The 21,004-nt window shown below is 64.4% G+C and carries 17 protein-coding genes and 1 riboswitch; of the genes, 12 read left to right on the top strand and 5 right to left on the bottom strand.

The window, feature by feature from the left end; all coding sequences use genetic code 11:
- Nucleotides 1-386: 386 nt before the first annotated feature.
- Entirely contained in the window at nucleotides 387-1,283 is an 897-nt protein-coding gene (gene folP / locus SPR02S_RS46320) for a dihydropteroate synthase (protein WP_218006606.1), read from the bottom strand.
- Nucleotides 1,284-1,331: 48 nt separating this feature from the next.
- Nucleotides 1,332-1,424: riboswitch (ZMP/ZTP riboswitch) on the bottom strand.
- Between the two features lie 377 nt (nucleotides 1,425-1,801).
- Entirely contained in the window at nucleotides 1,802-2,032 is a 231-nt protein-coding gene (locus SPR02S_RS66505; protein WP_019063875.1) for a hypothetical protein, read from the bottom strand.
- 135 nt (nucleotides 2,033-2,167) lie between these two features.
- Here SPR02S_RS66505 and SPR02S_RS66570 point away from each other — a divergent pair, with 135 nt between their 5' ends.
- Nucleotides 2,168-2,725, top strand: a complete 558-nt coding sequence (locus SPR02S_RS66570; RefSeq protein WP_506410166.1) for a hypothetical protein — start codon at nucleotides 2,168-2,170, stop codon at nucleotides 2,723-2,725.
- A 28-nt stretch (nucleotides 2,726-2,753) separates the two neighbouring features.
- Here the strand turns inward: SPR02S_RS66570 and SPR02S_RS59670 are convergent, their stop codons facing one another.
- Nucleotides 2,754-3,677 carry a prephenate dehydrogenase/arogenate dehydrogenase family protein gene (locus SPR02S_RS59670; RefSeq protein ID WP_043258960.1) on the bottom strand — a complete coding sequence of 308 codons (924 nt, stop codon included), beginning with the start codon at nucleotides 3,675-3,677 and terminating at the stop codon, nucleotides 2,754-2,756.
- 251 nt (nucleotides 3,678-3,928) lie between these two features.
- On the opposite strand from SPR02S_RS59670, the gene SPR02S_RS61200 reads away from it, so the two are divergent.
- A complete protein-coding gene (locus SPR02S_RS61200) occupies nucleotides 3,929-4,714 on the top strand; it encodes a chorismate mutase (RefSeq protein ID WP_078623206.1) in 786 nt (261 codons plus the stop codon).
- A 99-nt stretch (nucleotides 4,715-4,813) separates the two neighbouring features.
- Here the strand turns inward: SPR02S_RS61200 and SPR02S_RS46290 are convergent, their stop codons facing one another.
- Nucleotides 4,814-6,097: an ATP-grasp domain-containing protein gene (locus SPR02S_RS46290; protein ID WP_019063870.1), complete on the bottom strand. Its 1,284-nt coding sequence runs from the start codon at nucleotides 6,095-6,097 to the stop codon at nucleotides 4,814-4,816.
- A gap of 531 nt (nucleotides 6,098-6,628) precedes the next feature.
- Between SPR02S_RS46290 and pabB the strand changes: the two genes are divergently transcribed.
- From pabB to SPR02S_RS46270, 4 genes are all read left to right on the top strand, one after another.
- Nucleotides 6,629-8,734 carry an aminodeoxychorismate synthase component I gene (pabB, locus tag SPR02S_RS46285; protein ID WP_019063869.1) on the top strand — a complete coding sequence of 702 codons (2,106 nt, stop codon included), beginning with the start codon at nucleotides 6,629-6,631 and terminating at the stop codon, nucleotides 8,732-8,734.
- Nucleotides 8,735-8,768: 34 nt separating this feature from the next.
- On the top strand, nucleotides 8,769-10,262 hold the full coding sequence (locus tag SPR02S_RS46280; protein WP_019063868.1) for a benzoate-CoA ligase family protein: 1,494 nt from the start codon (nucleotides 8,769-8,771) through the stop codon (nucleotides 10,260-10,262).
- 5 nt (nucleotides 10,263-10,267) lie between these two features.
- Nucleotides 10,268-11,488: an FAD-dependent monooxygenase gene (locus SPR02S_RS46275; protein ID WP_019063867.1), complete on the top strand. Its 1,221-nt coding sequence runs from the start codon at nucleotides 10,268-10,270 to the stop codon at nucleotides 11,486-11,488.
- A 69-nt stretch (nucleotides 11,489-11,557) separates the two neighbouring features.
- The gene (locus SPR02S_RS46270) at nucleotides 11,558-12,223 is read left to right on the top strand and encodes an FMN-binding negative transcriptional regulator (protein ID WP_063746318.1); all 666 of its coding nucleotides are present in this window, start codon (nucleotides 11,558-11,560) and stop codon (nucleotides 12,221-12,223) included.
- Here the strand turns inward: SPR02S_RS46270 and SPR02S_RS46265 are convergent.
- Nucleotides 12,202-13,605 carry an FAD-binding oxidoreductase gene (locus tag SPR02S_RS46265; RefSeq protein ID WP_019063865.1) on the bottom strand — a complete coding sequence of 468 codons (1,404 nt, stop codon included), beginning with the start codon at nucleotides 13,603-13,605 and terminating at the stop codon, nucleotides 12,202-12,204. The two genes, SPR02S_RS46270 and SPR02S_RS46265, sit on opposite strands and share 22 nt — an antisense overlap.
- Nucleotides 13,606-14,204: 599 nt before the next feature.
- On the opposite strand from SPR02S_RS46265, the gene SPR02S_RS46260 reads away from it, so the two are divergent.
- The 6 genes from SPR02S_RS46260 to SPR02S_RS57905 all read left to right on the top strand — a co-directional run bounded on the left by SPR02S_RS46260 (nucleotide 14,205) and on the right by SPR02S_RS57905 (nucleotide 20,989).
- Nucleotides 14,205-15,272, top strand: coding sequence for an ABC transporter substrate-binding protein (locus tag SPR02S_RS46260; protein WP_019063864.1), 1,068 nt, complete (start codon nucleotides 14,205-14,207; stop codon nucleotides 15,270-15,272).
- An 81-nt stretch (nucleotides 15,273-15,353) separates the two neighbouring features.
- Nucleotides 15,354-16,265, top strand: a complete 912-nt coding sequence (locus SPR02S_RS57915) for an ABC transporter permease (RefSeq protein ID WP_158697990.1) — start codon at nucleotides 15,354-15,356, stop codon at nucleotides 16,263-16,265.
- A 44-nt stretch (nucleotides 16,266-16,309) separates the two neighbouring features.
- Nucleotides 16,310-17,062: an ABC transporter ATP-binding protein gene (locus SPR02S_RS59660; protein ID WP_063746317.1), complete on the top strand. Its 753-nt coding sequence runs from the start codon at nucleotides 16,310-16,312 to the stop codon at nucleotides 17,060-17,062.
- A 71-nt stretch (nucleotides 17,063-17,133) separates the two neighbouring features.
- Complete coding sequence (locus SPR02S_RS46245) at nucleotides 17,134-18,222, top strand: GNAT family N-acetyltransferase (protein ID WP_158697989.1); 1,089 nt, start codon at nucleotides 17,134-17,136, stop codon at nucleotides 18,220-18,222.
- A 15-nt stretch (nucleotides 18,223-18,237) separates the two neighbouring features.
- Nucleotides 18,238-19,494 (top strand): MFS transporter, encoded by a 1,257-nt coding sequence (locus SPR02S_RS46240; protein ID WP_019063860.1) that lies wholly within the window; start codon nucleotides 18,238-18,240, stop codon nucleotides 19,492-19,494.
- 37 nt (nucleotides 19,495-19,531) lie between these two features.
- Complete coding sequence (locus SPR02S_RS57905) at nucleotides 19,532-20,989, top strand: 4-hydroxyphenylacetate 3-hydroxylase family protein (RefSeq protein WP_019063859.1); 1,458 nt, start codon at nucleotides 19,532-19,534, stop codon at nucleotides 20,987-20,989.
- The last annotated feature ends 15 nt before the right edge of the window (nucleotides 20,990-21,004 follow it).

Below are 21,004 nucleotides of genomic sequence, written 5' to 3'. Positions count from 1 at the left end.
AAAAAAAGAGGGCGCCGACACCGGGCCGTCGCCGGTCGACCGGCGGAAGTCGGGCAGCAAGCACCACCTGATGGTGAGTCACGGGGTCGGTGAAGCCAGAAACACCATGGGGCTCCGAGCCCTCAGGTCAGACGGGCTCGCCGTCCCCGCCTCTGGGGTGGAACAGCGCGGACTGGGGGGGGCCATTCGTTGGTGTTCGTGGTCCGAACTCCTGGCGGGGAACACCTCTCAGCTCACCGGTAGCAGTCGTTGGGGTCACGAACGGCTGATCGGATGACGGGCATGGCACCCGGCTGAAGGTGATCACTGCTGTGGCCTCGGAGACGGTCGCCGTCGGCAAGTAACGTCGCGGCAGATGACGCCGGGGCGACCTGTGCTGGAAGCAGTTACGGGGCCTCGCTGGACGACGAGGACTCGACCGCCCTGAGATGCCATTGCGACGGTCGGTCCTCACTTGTTCGGGATGGGACTTCCCTATGGGCCTGCAGGGTGTTGAAGACAGTGAGTGCGTCGCGGATGGCGGCGATATTGTGGGTACGGATGAAGTCCACGCCCTGGCAGGCGGCGTACAGTTCAGCGGCCAGGCTGGCCGGGCCGATGTGCTCGAGCTCGCGCCCGGTCAGCGTACGGAGAAACGACTTCCGGGAGGGCGAGACCAGGACCGGTAGATCGAACTGGGCCTTCGTTCGCCGAAGCCTGGCCAGGGCCATCACCGACGGCTCCGGGGTACTGCCCAGGAAATACCCGAGGCCCGGGTCGATGATCAGCCGTTCCCTGCTGATTCCCGCTGCTTGGAGCGCGGACAGGCGCTCACCGAAGAACCGTTCGATACCTCCCTGTACCGCCGAGGGGTCGGTGAGCACCTTGGTGGCGGGCCCGGTGCGCTGCACGGAGTGCATGACGATGAGCCGGCAACGGTTGGCGGCCAGTTCCTCGTACAAGCCGGGGTCGGGGAATCCCTGGATGTCGTTCAAATACGAGGCCCCGTGAGCGATGGCGAATCGCTGAGTCTCCGGCAGGAACGAGTCCACCGACACCGGGATGCCGGCCGCAACCAAGGGATCGATGACATCGGCCAGCCGCCTCGTCTCCTCACTGGCGGTCACCTTCTCGGCTCCGGGGTGGCTGGCCGCGGGCCCGAGTTCGATGATGTCGGCACCCTCTGCGCTTAGCCGTCGGGCATACCTGACCGCGTCCTCGGCGGCCAGGAACCGGCCGCCGTCCGAAAACGAGTCCGCAGTGATATTTACAATCCCGACCAGTAGCGGACGGTTTGGGGCCACAAGCAAGGAAGCGGGGTGCTGCAACACAGTCGTGTCTCCCAGGTCGATTCCACAAGCCCAGGCGCACGACGCTACGTCTTTACGACGGGGCTGCTCCCCGATGGTTTCGTCCATCTCTACACGCCAGTCACAGCCCGGGCGCACGGTACCAACAGGCGGGCATCAGATACAACACTCGCACGGGCCGGTTGGGGCGCGAATGGTTTCGGACACCGTAGTGGCGGAGGGGACGGAAATCTCGTTGACGATGTTCAGTAGCTAGGCATACTGGGTAGGCCGTTCGTTGGATCCCACAAGATCACGTTTGCTTCTCCGGGGGAGGAAATTCGTCGATGGCGTTACCGCGAGAGACGTTCGAGCCGGTCAAGGGTGTTTTGCGAGAACGGATTTTGGACGGCCACTCCCGAACACTGAACAGCGTCACCAGCGCGCGCCCCCCTCGGGCGGAAGGTGGGCAGCCACCTGACCACAACGAAGAGCTTCCCGTACAGAGTTTGCCGCTCGGAGTGCTGATCTGTTCAGACAGTCCGCGTGTTGCCGGCCAGGACGTTGAATATGTCAAAAGCCTCGCTGAGGTCAGACATGAACTGCCCCCGATCGTGGTGCACTGTCCGACGATGCGGGTCATCGACGGGGTGCACCGGCTCGAAGCTGCGAAGCTCCGAGGTGATGACGAGATAGCGGCGCGCCTGTTCGACGGGGACGAAGCGGCCGCGTTTGTTCTCGCGGTTCGATCGAACATCGAACATGGCCTACCGCTGACCGCGGCGGACCGCAGCGCGGCGGCGGTCCGGATCCTCGAGTTCTATCCCCACTGGTCGGATCGGGCTATAGGGCGCCTGGCAGGACTGGCGGCCGGTACGGTCGGACGGATCCGCAGGCGTATGACTGTCCCAATGGGACAGTCGAACGCACGGCTCGGCCGGGATGGCCGATTACGTCCCCTCAGCACCGCTGAGGGACGCAGGCAGGCAGCCGGGCTGATCCGCGAGCAACCTGAGGCGTCGCTGCGGGAGGTGGCGAGGGCGGCGGGTATCTCGCTGGCGACCGTGCAGGATGTTCGTCGCAGACTTGCTTGTGGCCAGGATCCGGTCCCGGCGGGACAACGCGAGGTTCAACCCGGCACCGAGCTACCTCCGAGAAGCCCGCTGCGGCGTTCTACCGGGACGAGGTCTCGTTCTCCGAGACCGCCGACGAAGCTCATGGGCCACCTCCGGCAGGACCCTTCGCTCCGATTCTCCGAATCGGGCCGGACAATCCTGAAGTTACTCTCCACATTGGTCGCGGGGACGGAGGGACTGTCCAAGACATTCTCGAACGCTCCGCCGCACAGCACCGTCGTCGTGGCCGAACTGCTTCGTTCGTTGGCCCGGGAGTGGGACGGATTCGCGGACCGGTTGGTGGAGCTGACCAGCGTGGATGGCGGAAGCGGCACCTCTTAGTGTGCCGTCTGGATCACCGTCGGCCAGGTCAGGGTGGGGTACAGAACGGACGCGCCGTCATGTCGTCGGTTGGCTCCGGGACAACGATGTCGGTCAGATGGGCGAAGAGTTCCGCGCAGTCGCCGGCGAGCCGTTCTCGTTCCGGCCCCAGCCACTCGGCGAGTTCAGCGAGGATTTCCTCGAATCGGGCGGCCGAGGTGCTCGTGGCGGCGTCATCCAGTTGCGTGATGGCGTCCGATACCGCCCGGCGGGCCTCGTGCGCGTACGGGTGGGCCGCCTGGATATCGCGGTACACCTCGGGGGTGCCTGTGATGATGCGGGCGAGCAGTGCCAGCAAGGTCCGATGCGGCGGAGGAGCCGCCGCTACCAGGGTGGCGACATCGGCGCCGAGCGCCTTCGATGCCAGCCCGAAAGCCAGGAGGCTCGCATGTGTGGCGACCTGGAGGGATGCCGTGAGCCGGTCGTGCTCGGGGATCGAGATGCGCACGAGTCGGCCGCCACGCTCCTCAATCAGCATCCCCAGGCGTCGGCAGCGTGATCCGCCACGCACCTCGGAGACGAGGACGGGTCGTCCTGGAAAACCCAGGTCAGGGGCGAACATCGGGTTCACCCCGAGTGCCTCGAGTCCATGCCTCTCGGCGGCGGTTGCCAGCGGTCCCGCGATGGTGCTCTTCACTGACAGGGTCTCCGCGATGAGCGCTCCCCGCGGCAGATGCGCTGCGGCCGCCTCTATCGCCGCAGCACCGACCTCCTCGGGCAACGCGACGATGACAACGTCCGCATCGGCCAGTTCGGCAATCAGCTGCGGGCTCGGCCGACAGGCGTCAGCCACCATCGCGAAGGTGCCGGACGGCGGTGTGCTGGCGCGGAGGTCGACAAGCGTTACCTTGCCTTCATCGCCCAGCAGTTCAGCAAATAACTGCCCGACTCCGCCCTGACCACCCAGGATCACTGATCGCCTGAAATGCTCCGGGAGTGGGTGCCTGACGGGTATTGGTGAGTCTCCGGTCACATGCAAGACTATAGCCCGTATCAGATGGTGAGTCGATGGGCCTATTCCACGGGCGATGTTTACGACCGCCGTATTTTGGATGCGGGCTCAGCCGCAGCGGATTAACGCAGTGGCCACGTGTACGGGTACAGGGGGCCGGAATTTGGGCCGCCGAATGACTGCCAGCAGCACCTGCCTTCGAAGGGAAGACGATGGCTGACACCGAAACTCCGGAACTGACGCAATTACGTGATGAGATCGATCGCGTAAACGACTCTCTGCTCGCTCTCCTGCTGGAGCGGGCCGACCTGTGCCGACGGGTGGCCGAGCACAAGCGCGATCGCGGCATTCCGATGATGCAGCAGGGACGGCTCGACGCGCTGCGCACAAAAATTCGGGAGTTCGCGGACGGACATGGGACCGATCCGACGTATTTCGAAGACGTCTTCGACGTAATCATCGCGGAGGCATGCCGGCTGGAGAACGAGATCATCGGCTCCGTCGACGGACAGGCGCCAGCCGCGCTGGGAAGCCGCGCCCGCCGAATCGATCACGTTGCCATCGCTGTTCGGGACATGGACGAGGCAGTAGCCATGTTTGCGGAGCGCTACGGCTTCCAGGTGGTCGAACGCCAGAAGGTCGAGGGCGAGTTCAGTGGCATGACGATGGTGACGATGCAGGCTGGCGGGGTCACCTTCGTACTCTGCGAGGGGGACTCGCCGAAGTCGAACGTCTGCCAGTACATCGATCAATACGGCCCTGGAGTCCAGCACGTCGCCATTGAGGTGCGCGACCAGCCGGGCGTGGTGGAAGATCTGCGGGAGCGGCAAGCCGACCTGTTGACCGGAATCATCAGCTCTCCAGGGCTTGACCAAGCCTTCACTCGACGCAACGCGAACACCGGTATGCAGCTCGAGTTCGTGACCCGCACAGACAACGTCGGTTTCAACAACGTCAAGGAACTGTTCACCGCGATGGAGCGGGAGAACGTCTACTGAGACCGAGGCGGCGCGTCGGGGCCGCATCGTCCGGCTCCGGGCGGCCGGTGCGGTGAACGACAGCCGGGGGCTGCCAGCCGGCCTTGCCGAGTCGCTCAACTATCCGTGCAGGGTTGAGACTTCCGGTGAGGCAACGTCGAAGCCGATCTCCAGGGCCGCAGCGTCGGCGCGCCGGGCGGCCTCGCCCGCGGTCTCGCCGAGGGCTATCACATAGCCGAGGACGTCCCTGATGTTCTCCGCGGCCTGTATCCGGTCACCCGGTGCCAGATAGAGTGCCACTTCGGCGACGCCTGGTAGCTCCTCGGCGAGCGGGAGACCTCGCACCCCGGTCAGCACCCCAGCCGCGGGACTCGTCAGGTAGCGGGCCGCGGCGGCCTGGTCGCGATGGGTGTTGAGGTCCGGCGTCAGCCCGGCATGGATCCTGATCACCTCCCGCGGGAGGTGGATGCCGTGCGCCTCGTGGATCAACCGCGTGATCTGCGCTCCGGGCAGTCGGGCGTTCACCTCAATGAGCAGCGGACCCTTGGCGGTGACTTTGACTTCCACATGTGCCACGCCGAAGTTGTGGCCGATCGCACGAAGGGCTTTGACAGCGACGTCCGCGCACTCCCGCTGCGTCTTCTCCGGGAGCAGGGAGGGATAGGTTTCTCCCACAGCGACGAAGTGCGGGTGCGGCCCGTACAGCTCGTCGGTGACTCCGATGACGTGGTGCGCGCCGCGGAAATGGACCACTTCGACGCTCACTTGGTAGCCGACCACGTACTCCTCGACCAGGGCACCCATAGGGCGCGGGTTCCCCCGGCGGTCGGTAGGGGCGGCAGCGATGATGTCGTAGTGCAGCCCTGCCTCGTCGGGACTGGAACATAGCTTCACCCCGATGCCACCCGCCTCGCTGGGCGGCTTCACCACACACGGGGAGCCCAGTTCTTCGGCCGCCTTCCTGGCCTGGTCTGCCGACTGCACCCAGGCGAAGTTGGGGACGGGCACGTCGGCAGTACTGCAGATCTGCCGCGTTCGCTGCTTCTGCCGGGCATCGCGGCCTGCGGCGGGCGAGAGCCCGGGCAGGCCGAGCGCGTGAGCCACCTCGGCTACCACCACCACACAGTACTCAGTAATGGAGAACACCCCGAGCAGCCTCCCTGCGGCATGCTCGTCCCGGAGCGACGCGACGACGCTCGCGGCATCGGAGATATCCGCCTCGATCACCCTGTCCACGTTCTTTTCAACGCTCTCTCTGGAGACCGCGGACTTGAGGTATTCGGTCGTATCCCCGGTGACCAGGATGGTGCGCAGTCCCAGGTCCTTGCTGATCTGAAAGGGGTCAAAACCAAAGGGCTGCAGGCGGCCGCCCTCGATCAGCACCAAGGTGTCCGGCGCTGTCATCGGCAACTCGGAAGAGTGTAATTCAGCGAAAGGGCGTAATGTTCTGTGGTGCACATCGATCTTTCTCCTCCATGAACTTCACTTTGTGCAGGACGTTTGATTATGAGTCAGAGCGGAATATCGCGGCTCCTCGAACTCACATGATTGCAGGCGAGCTCCACAGCCGTCCAACCTCCGAACTGTTCCCTCGGCCTTCGTCGGCCGGTACGGTCGGAGGAAGAGTCAGGGCTACCAGTCCGCCGGGCGGTCACGTTCGGCACGTGCTCCGTTCGCGACAGTGCGTAGTGGGCCGGCCCGACGCCGACCGGCTGCCGTCGCTCTGCCGACGGGTACGGTTCCGGGATTCTTGAGTGTATTTGCGGAGTGACCTGTGAGAATCGCGCCGAGTAATTTTCGGAGGTACCCGCCCGGTATCGCCAGTCAGCGAGGTAAATTTCCGAGTTACGGGAACGACGCTCAATTTTTGGTCGGTTGCGTGGTTTTGCCGGTACCGCCCGATGGCCAGGCGGATCTTCTGGGAATCGAGGGACCGTGATCCGCTCTCTGCTCATAGACAACTACGACTCTTATACCTACAACTTGTACCAGCTCATGGCGCAGGTCTACGGCGTGGATCCGGTGGTTGTTGCCAACGACGACCCCCGCTGCGTTGAGCTCGCCGAGGACCTGGGATGCGTTGTCATCTCGCCCGGGCCGGGGAATCCGCGTGTTCCGCTCGACTTCGGCATGTGCGCGCAGGTGCTCCGGAATGCGCGGGTGCCGATACTGGGGGTGTGTCTGGGCCACCAGGGGATGGGCGCGGCGGCAGGAGCTGACGTGGTGCGCGCGCCGCGGGCGCGGCACGGTTTCGTCAGTAAGATACGGCACACCGGCGATGAGCTTTTCCACGGAATACCTCAAGATTTCTCGGCGGTGCGCTACCACTCGTTGTGCGTGGGGGAACCGCTGCCGCCTGATTTGGAGGCGATCGCCCGCTCGGAGGATGGCGTCCTCATGGCGCTCCGTCACCGGCGACTCCCTTTCTGGGGCGTACAGTTCCACCCGGAGTCCGTCCTCACCGAATACGGATCCCGGATTTTGTCGAACTTCGGCGAAATCGTTTCCTCGCGGCACGGGCGTTCAGTCACTGCCCCCACAGGTGGACGCCGATACACGGCGCATACTCGAAAAGTCCAATTCCGGGCTGATGGCGTGACGCTCTATTCAGCGTTATTCGGCCAATCTCCGCACACAGCGTGGCTCGACAGCGCCTCTGCCGACACCGGATCGGCCCGATTCTCCTACCTTGCCGAGGCATCCCCCCAATTGGGGGAGGTGCTGACGTATCGACTGGCCGACGGACAGGTGTCGCTCGAAGAGGTCGGTGGTGCCGTGCGCCGTGTGCCGGGATCCATCTTCCAGGTGCTGGACAAGGAGATCGGCCGTCGCGTCGTGAATGCCCCTGAGCTGCCGTTCGATTTCTCCGGCGGATTCATCGGATACTTCGGGTACGAACTCAAGGCGGAGTGCGGAGGTTCGGCCCAGCACATCTCCGATTTACCGGACGCGGTCTGGATCTTCGCCGACCGCCTCGCGGTTGTCGATCACGCCGCCGACACCGTGTATCTCGTAGCCCTCAGCGACGCCTCGTCGGCGTCGCAGAGGGCTGCCCTGCGGTGGCTCGACTCCGCCGAGGCCATCGTCGAGAAGACCGCCGACAGCGCTGACGCAGCGTCGGAGCCCGATCGTCCCGAGAGGCCGGACCCGGGCAGGATGCGGCCTTTGGTAGAGGCTGCCCTCGCCCGCGACCGTGATCAGTATGTCGCCGACATCCTGCATTGCCAGGAGAAACTGCTCGCGGGTGAGACCTATGAGGTCTGCGTGACCAACACGGTGCTTCTGCCCCGCGTGGTCGACCCGCTCCGATTCTATGAGCGGTTGCGCCGGCGGAACCCGGCACCTTACTCCGCCTACATTTCGGCAGGCGGAGTGCAGATCGCCTGCTCCTCGCCGGAGCGGTTCCTCAAGATCGATCGATGTCGGGTGGTCGAGAGCAAGCCGATCAAGGGGACGTCGCCCCGAGGCGAGACCCCCGACGAGGACGAGCGGCTGCGAGGGGAGCTCGCGTCGGATCCGAAGACGCGCGCCGAGAACCTGATGATCGTGGACCTTCTCCGCAACGACCTCGGCCGGGTGTGCGAGCCCGGAAGTGTCCATGTGCCCAACCTCATGCAGGTGGAGTCCTACGCGACCGTGCACCAGCTTGTGTCGACGGTGCGCGGCCGACTGCGCCAAGGTGTCTCCGCGGTGGACTGCGTGCGCGCCTGCTTCCCGGGCGGCTCAATGACCGGGGCGCCCAAACTGCGCACGATGGAGATCATCGACGAGTTGGAGACCCGGGCACGGGGCCCCTACTCCGGGGCGATCGGGTTCTTGAGCTGCGATGGCGCGGCAGATTTGAACATCACGATCAGGACGGCGGTGTTCACCGAAGAGGACATGATCATCGGCGCGGGCGGTGCGATCGTGCTCGATTCCGACCCGGCGGCCGAGTACGAGGAGATGCTCCTCAAGGCGATGGCGCCCATGCTCGGGTTGCCCGCAGTGAGTCTTGTCAAACCGGCGAGTCCCGGCCCACGGCTGGCATCCCGTCGCTAAGGGCACCGGCGACGACGCGAAGGAAGGCACGTCTATGAATGTCGCGACCCAGTTGGAAAACTTGGCGAGGCACGAGGGCTGGCTGGACCGGGTCGCGTTCGTGGAAGGCGATCGGCGCTTCACACACGGCGAGATCCATCAGCTCGCGGCCCGGGCCGCAGCGGGGATGGCTGCCCGCGGTGTTCGCCAGGGCGACCGAGTGCTGCTCGCCCTGCCCGACGGCGGGGGTCTTGTCGCCTCCTTCCTCGGTGCGGCCTTTATCGGCGCGGTGGCCGTCATTGTCAATCCCGCTCTGACGGCGGGAGATCACGCGCGGATCGTTGCCGACTGCCGCCCACGCCTGGTGATCGCAGGTGATGAACTCACTGACCGGTTCGAGGACTTGGTCAGCTCCACCCCCGAGAGGCTGCTGGTCGCTGACCCGGATGCCGCCTTGCCGGCCCCGGCCGATCTTGACGTCGATGCGCCGCTGTACGTGCAGTACACCTCGGGAACCACCGGGCGGCCGAAGGGCGCCGTGCACACACATGGCCATGTGGCCTTCTACCGGCGGTGCATCGCCCGCGGTGTCCTCGACATCGGACCGGACGACGTGATCCTGTCGGTGTCGAAGATCTATTTCGCGTATGGCTTCGGAAACGCCCTCGTTTTCCCGCTCGCATGCGGTGCGAGCGCCGTTCTGTTTGCCGCGCGGCCCAGTCCCGGTGAGGTGGGTGCCGCGGTCAGGGACCATGGTGTCACCGTGCTGTTCGGAGTTCCGAGCTTCTACGCCAAGGTGGTCAACGCGTGCGCACCGGAGGAATTCTCCACGGTCCGCGCGGCGGTCTCGGCAGGAGAGGGCCTTCCTCGATCTGCGGGAGAACGCCTGACCCGTTTTCTGGGAGCACCGGTACTTGAGCAGATCGGTTCGACGGAAGCCGGACACGCATTCTGCGCCAACACCGTCCACAGCAATGTGTTGGGGACACTGGGACGGCCGGTACCGGAGTTTGAGTTGGAAATACGGAACTCCGCAGGCGGGGTTGTGCCGGACGGCACGGTCGGCGAATTATGGGTGCGCGGCCCGAGCGTTATGACGGGTTACCTCTCGGAGTCCGGTACTGCTGCTCCGCTTCTCGCTGATGGCTGGCTCAATACGCGTGACCGCGCCATCAGGAATTCTGACGGCACCTACACGCACTGCGGGCGGACCGATGACATCGAGATCGTCGGTGGGATCAACGTCGCACCCACGGAGATAGAAGCGGTCATCTCGCGGCATCCGGACGTGCGGGAGGTGGCGGTGGCCGCTGTGCTCAGCGATGACGGGACGACGACCCTGTCGGCGTTCGTCGTCCTGGAGACCGCGGGAATCGACGCCGCGGCCCTGAGAGCGGACCTTGCCGCCCTCGCCCGGTCTCAGCTGGCGCCGTTCAAGGTCCCCAAGTCGGTGCGGCTCGTCAACGAACTGCCGAGGACCGACACGGGCAAGCTGCGCAGGTTCATGCTGCGCCGCGATCCGTCCGATTCGGGCGCAGGGGCGGGTTGATCACGGTGGCGGCCCCGACGGTCCTCGTCATCGGCGCCGGCCCGGCCGGTCTCGCCGCGGCGCTGAGCCTTCGCGCCCGCGGCGTTGCCGTGACGCTGCTGGAAGCCGAGGAACAGGGAAGAGTGCGGCCCGGTAGCCGGGCCCTCTTCGTGCACCGTGACTCGCTGCGCCTGCTTGAGGCAGCGAGCCCGGGGCTGGGCACGGCCATAGCCAGGTACGGCCTGGTCTGGCGCGTGCGCCGGACGCTGTATCGCGGGCGACAGCTTTTCGAACGAACCTACCCAGAGCCCTTACTCGGCCGAATGCCGGCCTTCACCAGCCTGCGCCAAGTGGACACCGAACGGTTCCTGCTCCAGGCGTGCACAGCGGCGGAAGTGCAGATCGTATGGGGGAGCCGCGTGGAGAGTGTGTCGGCCTCGTCGGAGGGTGTCACGGTCCGTGCGGCGGACGGGAGTCGTTGGTCGGCGGCGTATGTCATCGGCGCCGACGGCGCGCGGTCCACTGCGCGGCGAGCGACGGGCATCGCAGTTTCCGGGCCCCCTGTCGACGCGTTCCACGTTGTCATTGATGTGGAAGCCGACGAGGGCAGCCCTCTCTTGCGGGAGCGGACCTTTCACTACCGTCATCCAGGCCTCGGTGGGCGAAACGTGCTCCTGGTCCCGTTCACCGGAGGCTTCCAGGTGGATGTGCAGTGCCGACCCGACGATTCCCCGGCGGACTGGGGGAGCGAGGAGGGAGCCCGCCGTTGGCTTCGACTGGTTGTGGACGACTCGGATGCCGGGCCAATCCGCTGGGCGTCGACGTATCGGTTCCTGAGGGTCGTGGCCGATCAGTTCACCGACGTACATCGGCGCGTGCTGCTGATCGGGGAAGCCGCTCACCTGTTCCCGCCGTTCGGCGCCCGCGGCATGAACAGCGGCTTCGCCGACGCCGCCGTGGCCGCTTCAGCGGTGGCAGAGGCTTTCCGTGCCGGCACCGAGCGGGAGCGGGCGGCGTTGATTGGCCGGTTCGCGGAGGTACGGCATGGGGCAGCGCTGCGTAACGCGGCCGCTACCGAGCGGGTGTTGGCCCACCTGATGCCCGGCCCTGGCGGACGTATCCGCCAGGCGGCCGCCGCCGTGCTGAACCCCGTGCTACCCGCCTGCGGCCGATGGATGGAATCGGCGCCCTACGGCGCCGCCGCAGGCCCAGCCGACCCATCCGGGATGACTCGTGGAAGATATTGACGGGGCGTCACAGTCGCGCCGTTCTCGTGCGCCAACAGAGCCGGACGAACCGACCGTGAAGGGAAGAAAATGTTGATACCTGCAGTCGATCGTGCGAGTCGTGAAGAGTCGCTTGAGTTCCTTCGGACCCATGAATTCGGGCAACTTGTCGCCGGGGGCAGGGATCGAGAGGTTCCAGTGGTGGTGCCGACCCAGTTCGTCGTGGTCGATGACGAGACGGTCTTCCTCCACCTGGCGCAGAAGAACCCGATCTGGTCGGCGATGGAAGAGAGCGCCACCGTGATGCTGAGTGTCACCTCGGCGTATTCCTACATACCGGGGTATTGGCGAGCCATCGGTGACGAAGATCCGGATATGGGTATCCCGACGATCTACTTTGCCGCAGTACAGGCGCGTTGCCGGGCTGAACTGTTGAGCAGGCCCGAAGCGAAACTCGAGGTGCTACGGAGTCAACTCCAGCAGAAGGAACCGGACCGCAAGACGGACCCGAGCGCACACGGGCACCTGCTCCCGGGAATTCGTGGTGCTCGCCTCACGATCCTTGAATTGAATGGCAAGTTCAAATTCGGTGGCAATATGGATATACCGCACAGGCGGGCCGTGGCCGACCGGTTGGTGGAACGCGCCAAGCCGGCCGACCTCGAAGGCCATGGCTACGCGATGCGGAATATCGAACGGGACGAGAACGCCCAGGCCGCCGTGAGCCGTTCCGATCAGGCCGGCGGGATGTTCTGATTCAGGCGGAAGGTGTTGGTCGGATCGTACTTCTTCTTCAAGGCGGTGAGCCGGGCGAACGTGTCGGCGCCGTAGGCGGCGCGAGCGAGCGCACTCCCTTCGTCACCCAGGAAGTTGAGGTACGGACTCCCGGTGGCATACGGGCGTAGCGCCTCCCAGCTGTCCCGAACCCAACTGATATGACTGTCCGCTGTGACGTCTTGCATCCATTGGCCAAGGAGATTCAGGACAAAACGAGAGTCCCGATGGGAGAATGCGCCCTGGTCGGAGCTTCCGCGCGCGACGGCGCCCTCCACGTGGTGCAGGTGGACGGCGCTGAGCGGGAAGAGCTCGGTCATGGCCGCGGCCTGGGCAACGATCGTGTCGATGGCGGATTCCGGCAGATCGGGAAGATGGTGCGTCTTCCAGTAGGCGTGGATACCACGGGGCGCGGAGGCGTCGAACATGCCCTGCAGAGCACTGTAGGAGATGGGGCCGACGACATCGGCGACCGGATCCCCGAAGTCCCGGAGCGCCTTGAGCGACTCTTCCCCTTCGGCTGCTGTGCCGGTGTGGCAGCAGGCGACGGCGATCATCTGTCGGCCGTGCATCTCGGCGGGGATGAACTGCTCGGGCGGTGCGGAGAGGAACACCACCATCGTCGTCAGCTCGTCGGGCAGGCTGCGTGTCCATTCCGAATAGAAGCGCAGCAGCTCCCCCGCTCGCTCGACCGGATGGAAGATGACCCCGCCGTACACTGTCGGGCCCACTGGGTGCAGGCGGTATTCCAGCGCGGTGACGACGCCGAAGTTCCCGCCGCCTCCGCGCAATCCCCACAGTAGTTCGGGGTTGCCCTCTTCATCCGCGATGACCAACTCGCCGTCCGCAGTGACCACATCGGCCGAGATGAGGTTGTCGGCAGCGACACCGTGTTTGCGCATCAGCCAGCCGATTCCCCCGCCGAGGGTGAAACCACCGATCCCGGTGCTGCTGACCAGCCCGCCAGTGGTCGCGAGGCCGAACGCCTGGGTCTCTTGGTCGAGCTCGCTCCACAAGGCCCCGCCTTGGGCTCGAACGGTCCGGGCGACCGGGTCCACTCGGATACCTTTCATCGCCGACAGGTCGATGACGATACCGTCATCGACTGTGGCGAAGCCGGCCACGTTGTGACCGCCGCCGCGTACTGCCACCGGGAGACGATGCTCACGGGCGAACGCGAGAGTCGTGATGACGTCGGCCGTGCCGGCCGGTCGGGCGATTACGAAGGGACGGCGGTCGATGGCGCCGTTCCAGACTGACCGTGCGCTGTCGTAATCGGCATGGTCGGGGGTGATCACCACCCCACGCAGGTGACTGCGGAGGTGCTCGACCGACGCTTCGTCGGGACGCGAGGTACTTGCCATCGGGGACTCCTCTGGTTCGCCTTGACCCATGATTGGGCTCCCGGGGTAATGCCGCATGCTCATTGTTTCGAACTCGCTCGGCACCGATCGCTTTTTATTCGCCGTATCCGAGGTTCGTACGGCCTTGCTGAAGATGGATGGTCAGGACGGCCCTGTCTCGGGTGGCGACAGTAGTGGATTTCCTGCAGTACGCGTCAGGTTTTCAGTTGGGCTTTCGCGCGTTCTCCTGATCCGTGCGGACGGGGGGGACGGGGGGACGGTCGACTCGCTCCCGAGGGGCGGGTTGCCGTGGTCCGGCAGCATGTGGGCGCGGGGTGAGCGGCGGCAACAGTGAACGGACCGTCATGCGGTGCCGGCGGGTGAGCCGGACACGTAGTTCAGGGTTGACGCGACCATGGCAGTGCGGCACCGTAGCCTGATATCCGGTGAACCACGCACGATTACGTTGGTGACCTGGAGTGCCCCATACCGGTCCTGAAATGGGTTCACTGATTTTCCGAGGCCACACCGTGCGAGAAGTCTCGCTCCGGCCGGCACGGCTTATCGGTCGTATCACTTGTTTCTGAAATTTCGACATCTAGGTTTGCGGGAGTATCGAGGTGTCCCAGCTCAGCCGCCGCCAAGCGGTCGCGTTACTTACGTCGTTCCCGCTCCTCCTGGCCGCCGGATGCGGGAATTCCGAAGACTCTTCGGACGAATCATTGCCGCACGGCGTCATCAAGATGACGGGCTTCCCGACATCCACATATCTTCCCTTCTGGGTGATCCGGGAGAAACACTTCGACACCCGGCACGGCTTTGCGTTGAAATACGTGAACACCACCGGCGGTGGATCGCTCTACCCGCCGGTCGTCACCGGCCGCGCGGATGTGACTACGATCCTGCCTCCGCTCGCAATCCAATACGCTACGCAAAAGATCATAACGGCGAAATCGGGTCCGCTTGTGCCCGTGCCGGCTTTCTGGGTCAAAGCAACGCCGGATCACCCCGGTACAGCCATCGTCGCGCGGTCCGGGATCAATAAGATCAGCGATCTCCGGGGCAAGACCCTGGCAACCCACGACGTTGTCAGCGGATTCTTTATGCAGGCCAGAACTTTGCTGGCGCAAAACGGGCTGCACGTCGGCACCGGCGCTGCCGACATCCGATCCAGTCGGATGCCTTTCTCGGCGATGGGCGCAGCGCTGAAGAATCACACCGTCGATGCCGCCCTGATGGACTATGTCACTGCCCTGGGAATCGTTTCACAGGGCTACGGGCATATCCTCACGAATGTGCTCGGCGCCCCGCCGTACGACAACTACAATATGGCCAGCTTCGCTTTTCACCGCAATTTCCTGAAGACGCGGCCGAAGGCGGTCGTTGCCCTCCTCATGGCTACGCTCGATGCGAACAACTGGATAGTCAACCATGAGCAGGAGGCAAAGAACGTCCTTCTGAAGAACCTCGGTATCACCGCGGCGTCCGCGGCTGACTGGGTCGACGGCTACCGGCTCGATGGTTTTCAGACCCAGTTCTATGTTCCGATAGCGCGTTCGACGGTGCCGCAGGATGAAATCGCCCTCCGTCGTTGGGACATGATCGATCATTCAGTGGATGTCGACGCCATCTACGAATACGGCAGTCTCGTCCAGCAGGCACAGCAAGCCTGGCACGCGGACAGCTAAATACTTGAGGAACGCATGATCGGGGGCGCCGTCGCGTGCGTGCGCGGAGAGCATGCGTTGATTGAGAGAGGTGGGGCAGCCGTGACAGAGAACGGGCGGGTCGGTCCGCGCGCCAAGCGACCGGCTGATGCCGATCAGGAAGGCACCGGGTTCGGAGGACAGAGTGACCGCACGCCAATCGCCGAGCCGGCGCTTCGGCGGGGCGTGATTCGGTCATCGCTCCGTTGGCCGTCCGGTCGCCTGCTCCGCCGTATGGTGGCGTTGGCCTGTCTGATAACGACGTGGCAGCTGCTGGTCGTGACCGGAGTACTCAATCCGCTCTTCGTGGCCTCGCCAGGCGCTGTGATCACAGAATTCCGTACCTTGTGGTCGAGCGGCGTCTATCAGGAGGACCTCGGCACCAGTCTGCGCCGCGTGGTGGTCGGATTCATCGTCGGCGGCGGTGCGGCTATCATCTGCGGCTATGTGTTGGCCAGCAGTCCCCTTGCGGAGGACATCTTCGACTGGCCCGTCCAGGCCGCGCGCTCCATATCCCCCCTGGCTCTGGTGCCATTGACAGTGCTGTGGCTGGGCACCGGTGAGCTGCAGAAATATGTGCTTATTGGGATCACGGTATTCTTCCCGGTGCTCATCGCCGTCCACGGAGCGGTGCGTTCCGTTCCTGAGGAGATCCTTCGCGGGGCGCGGACCTTGAACTGCCAAGGCCGGTGGCGAACCTTCCGGTATGTCGTCATCCCCATCAGCGCCCCCGCGATATTCAATGCTCTGCGCATCGGGATCGCCATGGCACTCCTGGTCATCGTCGCCGCCGAGATGATCGGTGCGGACAACGGCATCGGCTATCTGATCCTGAACTCTGGCCAGGTCTTCGACACGCCTGCGGTATTTGTCGGGATCGTATCCGTCGCAGTTCTCGGGACCCTGTTCGACCGGATACTTCTCCTGGCGAAACGTAGATTCTGCAGGTGGCATGTCGAGACCGTAGTCGGCTGACGTCCGGGACTTTGCCTGACCGACTTTACTTGTGGCGGAGGAACATGCTGGAAGTCAGGGATCTGACGAAGCGTTTCGGTGATAATGTTGTTCTGGATCGATTGAATTTTGATATCGGAAACAATGAGTTTGTGTCGATTGTCGGCCACAGTGGGTGCGGGAAAAGTACCCTGTTGAACTGTCTGGCCGGTTTGGAGAGCTTTGAGGGTTCGGCATCGGTCGCAGGGCAGCAAGTGGTACCGGGCCGCGTCTCCTGTGGTGTGGTATTTCAGGACTATGCCCTCTTCCCGTGGCTGACCGTGGAGCAGAATGTCAGGTTTGGGCTGCGTTTCACCGTAACCAGGAATTCGCGACGCGAGATGAGCGAACGTGTGGAAGCCCTGCTTGCGATGATGGATCTGTCGGATTTTCGTGGTCTCTACCCGCGTCAGTTGTCCGGCGGGATGCGTCAGCGAGTCGCCATCGCGAGGTCCTTAATAATCGATCCGCCAGTGCTCCTCATGGACGAGCCATTTGCGTCCTTGGACGCGTTGACCCGGCGACGACTCGGATCGGAGCTGCTGAATATCTGGAAGACCACGAAAAAGGTGATAATCCTTGTCACGCACAGCGCCAGCGAGGCGGTGTTGCTGTCCGATCGGGTGATGATTCTTCACGGTGGCCGGGTCCGCCATGTCGAACATATTGATGTCCCCAGGCCGAGAACGCTGTCTCAAAAAATCATCGGCGAGAAGATCGATTTCGTGGAGCGCACATTGGCCGACCTTCAGACGGAAAAGAAGAGCGGTCTTGAGTGAATTCAAAGTTACCCGGTGTCGATAAGGTTGAAGGCGTGAGATTTTCTATCCCGGTACACCGTCGTCTAGAATTGCTGGACCTCATCCAGTGGGATTCATTACAACCCGACGGAGGTTTCTATTCGTCGAGTCCTTGGCTGCGACACGCTGAGCGGACCGCCGATCGCCCGCCGCTCTACTTCACTGCAGTCGACGGTGATCGCTTGTGTGCGGTGATGCCCGCCTACCCCCTGAGTCTGGAGGCCCCGTTCACCTTCTGCCGTCCAGACCACGTAATCGACCGGATCAGTGTCGAGGCAACGGGCCTGCCGACGGGGTGGAGTAAACAATTGATGCCCGGCCTGGCCTGTGGCGCGCGCAATCCGTCGCATTCCGGGATCGCCGCAGCTGACGACCTTGATATGAGAACACAGCGCGCAATGTACGAAGCCGTCGTCGAGAAGGCTGAGCGCGTAGCCCGGGACGACGCGCTCAAGTCGGTTGCCTTCCTCTACGTCGACGCGACGGACGACGGGCTCAGAGCGGTTCTGGAACAGGCCGGGTACGCAGCGCTCCACTGCGAGACGACGTACTCGCTGACGTTACCGCCGTCGGAAGATTTTGCCGGTTACTTGGCTCGCCTCCGGACGCACCGGCGCGGCGGCGTCAGACGTGATATGCGCGCACTCGAGGCTGCGGGCGTCACCTATCGTGTCCGTTCGCTGTCCGACGATTTGGTCGGACAACTGGCCCCCCTTGAAGCCCAGCTCTATGACCGGCATGGCACCGTCGGGGACGAGGCATCCCTCCGCGCCGTCCTCCATAGCATCTCCAACAGCGTCGCGGGGCATTCCGAGGTAGTCACGGCGGAAGTCGACGGTCAACTCGGTGGATTCGTACTGATTTTCACGCACGGACATGGTCTCTATGCACGGCAGGCGGGCTTCGACTACTCGGTCAAAGGGTCCTTGCCGCTCTATTTCGGCCTTATTTTCTATGAACTCGTCAGGCTGGCACAGAGCCGTGGGCTTTCCGCGATCCATTACTCCATAGGGGCTGGAGAGGTTAAAGAATCCCGAGGGTGTGCAGGTGTCGAGCAGATCGCTTATGTCAAGAGCTTTGCCCCGCAGATCCAGCGAAGGGTCCTCGATCTCGCCCAACTGTCGCCGCCGCGTTCGTAGCCAATGATGCGAAGGATGCAGATGTTGAGCGAGACCGTCGTTCACCGACTCGCCTCGGCGTGTAGGAGCACGTTGACCCTTGTGCTCGGCGGTCGCTTCGAGCGTGTCCTGCTGCCGGTGCTGGCCATCGTCGGGGCGAACATGACGGCCTTCGGGGCATTGATGGGCTATTTCGGGCTCTGGCTGATAGAGGCGCGCCATGCCGACATAGGCGCCGTATCGACAGCGTTGTTGTTGGCCGGACTGGCGGGGGCGGCTGGGGCGTTCGCCGCTGGGTCTGCCGTGGATCGGTATGGTGCTCGCGGAATGATCGTTGGTATCTCAGCGCTACATGTCCTCGCCACCGCGGTCCTCGCACTCCCCGTCGACACGTGGGTCGGTGTCGGCGCGCTGGTGGCGATCGCCGGCACACAACCGCTGCGCGGGGTGGCGCAGCGCACCCTCATTGGTTTGCTCAGCGATGCGGGAACGGGTGAGAAGTCGTTCGCCGATTTCCGGCTCGTACTCAACGTGGGGCTGTTGTGCGGCCCGGTGCTGGGAGCAGGCCTGCTGCTTTGGGGCTGGGAGGCGCTCCGCATCGGTGTTTGCGCTCTCTACGCCCTGTCACTGCTGCCAGCCGTTGCGCTGTACCGGGACCGGCGGATCGGCGCCCATTCCGGGACGTCCACGAGCTCCGCTGCCGCCCCGGTGCCTGCGGCGTCGATGCTGACGGATCGTCGACTCCTGCTGCTGCTTGCCGGGTCGGGTAGCGCGTGGACCATTGTCTACGTCTATGAGTCGTTGATTCCGATCCTGGTCGTGAGCAGCCACGCGGTGTCGGCGAGCGAATGGGGGCTGATCTACTCGCTCGGGCCACTGCTCTGCCTGGTGGGTCAGTTTCGTGTTCAACGCTGGTTCCGCGGGTTCTCCACCGCCAGTCGACTCACTGGAGGCGTCCTGTTGATGGGGTTCGCCTTTTCGCTCTTTTGGGAGGGCTTCGCGCTTGGAAGCCTGCTGTTGTTCATCGTCGCTTTCGTTCTCGGCGACATGGTTTGGGGCCCTGCGAGCGAGGCCCTAGTGGTGCGGGTTGCGCCGGAAGGCCGTACGGGTGCCTACGTGGGCGCGGTCACCTCGACGATGTGGGTCGGCAGCGCGGTCGCGCCCGCCGTCGGCCTGCCCGCCCGCGAGCACTACGGCGACGGCGTCATCTGGATCGCCACCGCCGGACTCGCGCTGGTCGCCGCCGCATGCTACGCGAAGGCCAACCAGTTGGTCTGCGCGAACAATCCCTGACACATCCCTTTGCCAGACATCGGATGAGGAGGTCTTCATGGCCACCATGCGAACAGGAGAGCGGTATCTCTGCGCGCTCCGCGACCACCGTGACGTGATCATCAATGGTGACGCGGTCACCGACGTCACATCTCACAGCGCGTTGCGCGGCAGCGCGAAGTCCATAGCCGCGTTGTTGGATCTGCACCACGACTCCGGCACCCGTGACGAACTGATGACGACCTGTCCTCGGACCGGTGAGGACATTCCTTGGTCCTACGCTCTGGCCACGGATGCCGCGGGTGTTGGCGCACGCGGACGATCATTTGATGTCATCGCGCGGGCCACGGCAGGCCTCATGGGCCGCAGCCCTGACTTCCTGGCGACCTTGCTGGCGAGCTGGTATGCCTCCAGCGAGGTCTTTGGCCGACGCGATGCGCGGTTCGCGGACCACGTCGTCGCCTACTACCACCACGCTCGGCAGCACAATCTGTGCCACACCCACGCGATCAGCGATCCGCCCCGCGATCGGTACCAGGGAGATGAGGGCGAGCCGCTGACCCTGCGCAAGACGGGGGAGTCGGAGGCGGGCATCGTGGTCCGGGGGATGAAAATGCTCGCTACGCTCGCGCCGGTCGCGGACGCGCTGCTCGTCTACCCTTTTCGGCCCCTGGCCCCGGCGGAGGCCGACCAGGCGCTGGCGTTCGCGCTACCGATCGACACCCCGGGGCTGCGTCTCCTCTGCCGAGACCCCCTGGCGCGTGACGCACGGCTCTTCGATGCGCCGTTGAGTGAACGCTTTGACGAGATGGACGCGCTGTGTGTCTTCGACGACGTCGTCGTGCCCTGGGACCACGTGTTCATCAACGGCGATGTGGAGCTGGCCAATGCGCTGCGCCGGGAGACCGGCATGACCACCTATCAGTGGCACCAGAGCTCGGTTCGCGCGGCGGTGAAGGCCGAACTCCTGCTGGGCGTCGCGAGCTTGCTGGCCCGGGTGAGCGGGCGCGACCGGCAGGCTCCCACCCGGGTAATGCTGGGGGAGATGGCGGCGATGGCCGAGACCCTTCGTTCACTGGTCACGGCCGCCGAAGCGCTGGCGAGCCCTGGGCCCGGGGGGTATCACGTGCCGGCCACGGCCCCGCTCGGCTCGTCCTCCGTCCTGAGCAGCACGTTCTTCCCACGGATGAATGAGTTCCTTCAGCTGATCGGCTCCAGCGGATTGATCATGCGCCCGTCCGAAGCCGACCTGTCAGGACCCGCCGCATCGCTCTTGTGTGACTATTTCTCCGGTCAGGTGCTGAATGCCTACGAGCACGCGGCTCTCCTGCGGCTGGCATCCGAGCTGACGGTGGGAGAGTTCGGCGGTCGTCATCTGCTCTACGAGCGCTTCTACCTTGGTCCCCCGGATGTCCTGAAAGAGCGTTTCCTGCAACTGGCCGACACGGAGAAGGCGGAGGAGTTCGCACGGGGCTGGCTCGTACTGCCCGGGGCGAAGAAGGACGACGGGAACTGAGCTTACTTCTGCTCT

The sequence above is a fragment of the Streptomyces prunicolor NBRC 13075 genome, assembly GCF_000367365.1.
Classification (GTDB): Bacteria; Actinomycetota; Actinomycetes; order Streptomycetales; family Streptomycetaceae; genus Streptomyces; species Streptomyces prunicolor.
The sequence above is the reverse complement of the archived record's forward strand: the minus strand, read 5'-3'. Positions and strand labels throughout refer to the sequence as shown.

Coding starts and splice junctions, on each gene's coding strand:
- SPR02S_RS66505 (WP_019063875.1), bottom strand. CDS start 2,032: ATGTTCGATGTTCGATCGAACCGCGAGAACAAACGCGGCCGCTTCGTC.
- SPR02S_RS66570 (WP_506410166.1), top strand. CDS start 2,168: ATGACTGTCCCAATGGGACAGTCGAACGCACGGCTCGGCCGGGATGGC.
- SPR02S_RS61200 (WP_078623206.1), top strand. CDS start 3,929: ATGGCTGACACCGAAACTCCGGAACTGACGCAATTACGTGATGAGATC.
- SPR02S_RS46290 (WP_019063870.1), bottom strand. CDS start 6,097: ATGACAGCGCCGGACACCTTGGTGCTGATCGAGGGCGGCCGCCTGCAG.
- SPR02S_RS46280 (WP_019063868.1), top strand. CDS start 8,769: ATGAATGTCGCGACCCAGTTGGAAAACTTGGCGAGGCACGAGGGCTGG.
- SPR02S_RS46270 (WP_063746318.1), top strand. CDS start 11,558: ATGTTGATACCTGCAGTCGATCGTGCGAGTCGTGAAGAGTCGCTTGAG.
- SPR02S_RS46265 (WP_019063865.1), bottom strand. CDS start 13,605: ATGGCAAGTACCTCGCGTCCCGACGAAGCGTCGGTCGAGCACCTCCGC.
- SPR02S_RS59660 (WP_063746317.1), top strand. CDS start 16,310: ATGCTGGAAGTCAGGGATCTGACGAAGCGTTTCGGTGATAATGTTGTT.
- SPR02S_RS46240 (WP_019063860.1), top strand. CDS start 18,238: ATGCAGATGTTGAGCGAGACCGTCGTTCACCGACTCGCCTCGGCGTGT.
- SPR02S_RS57905 (WP_019063859.1), top strand. CDS start 19,532: ATGGCCACCATGCGAACAGGAGAGCGGTATCTCTGCGCGCTCCGCGAC.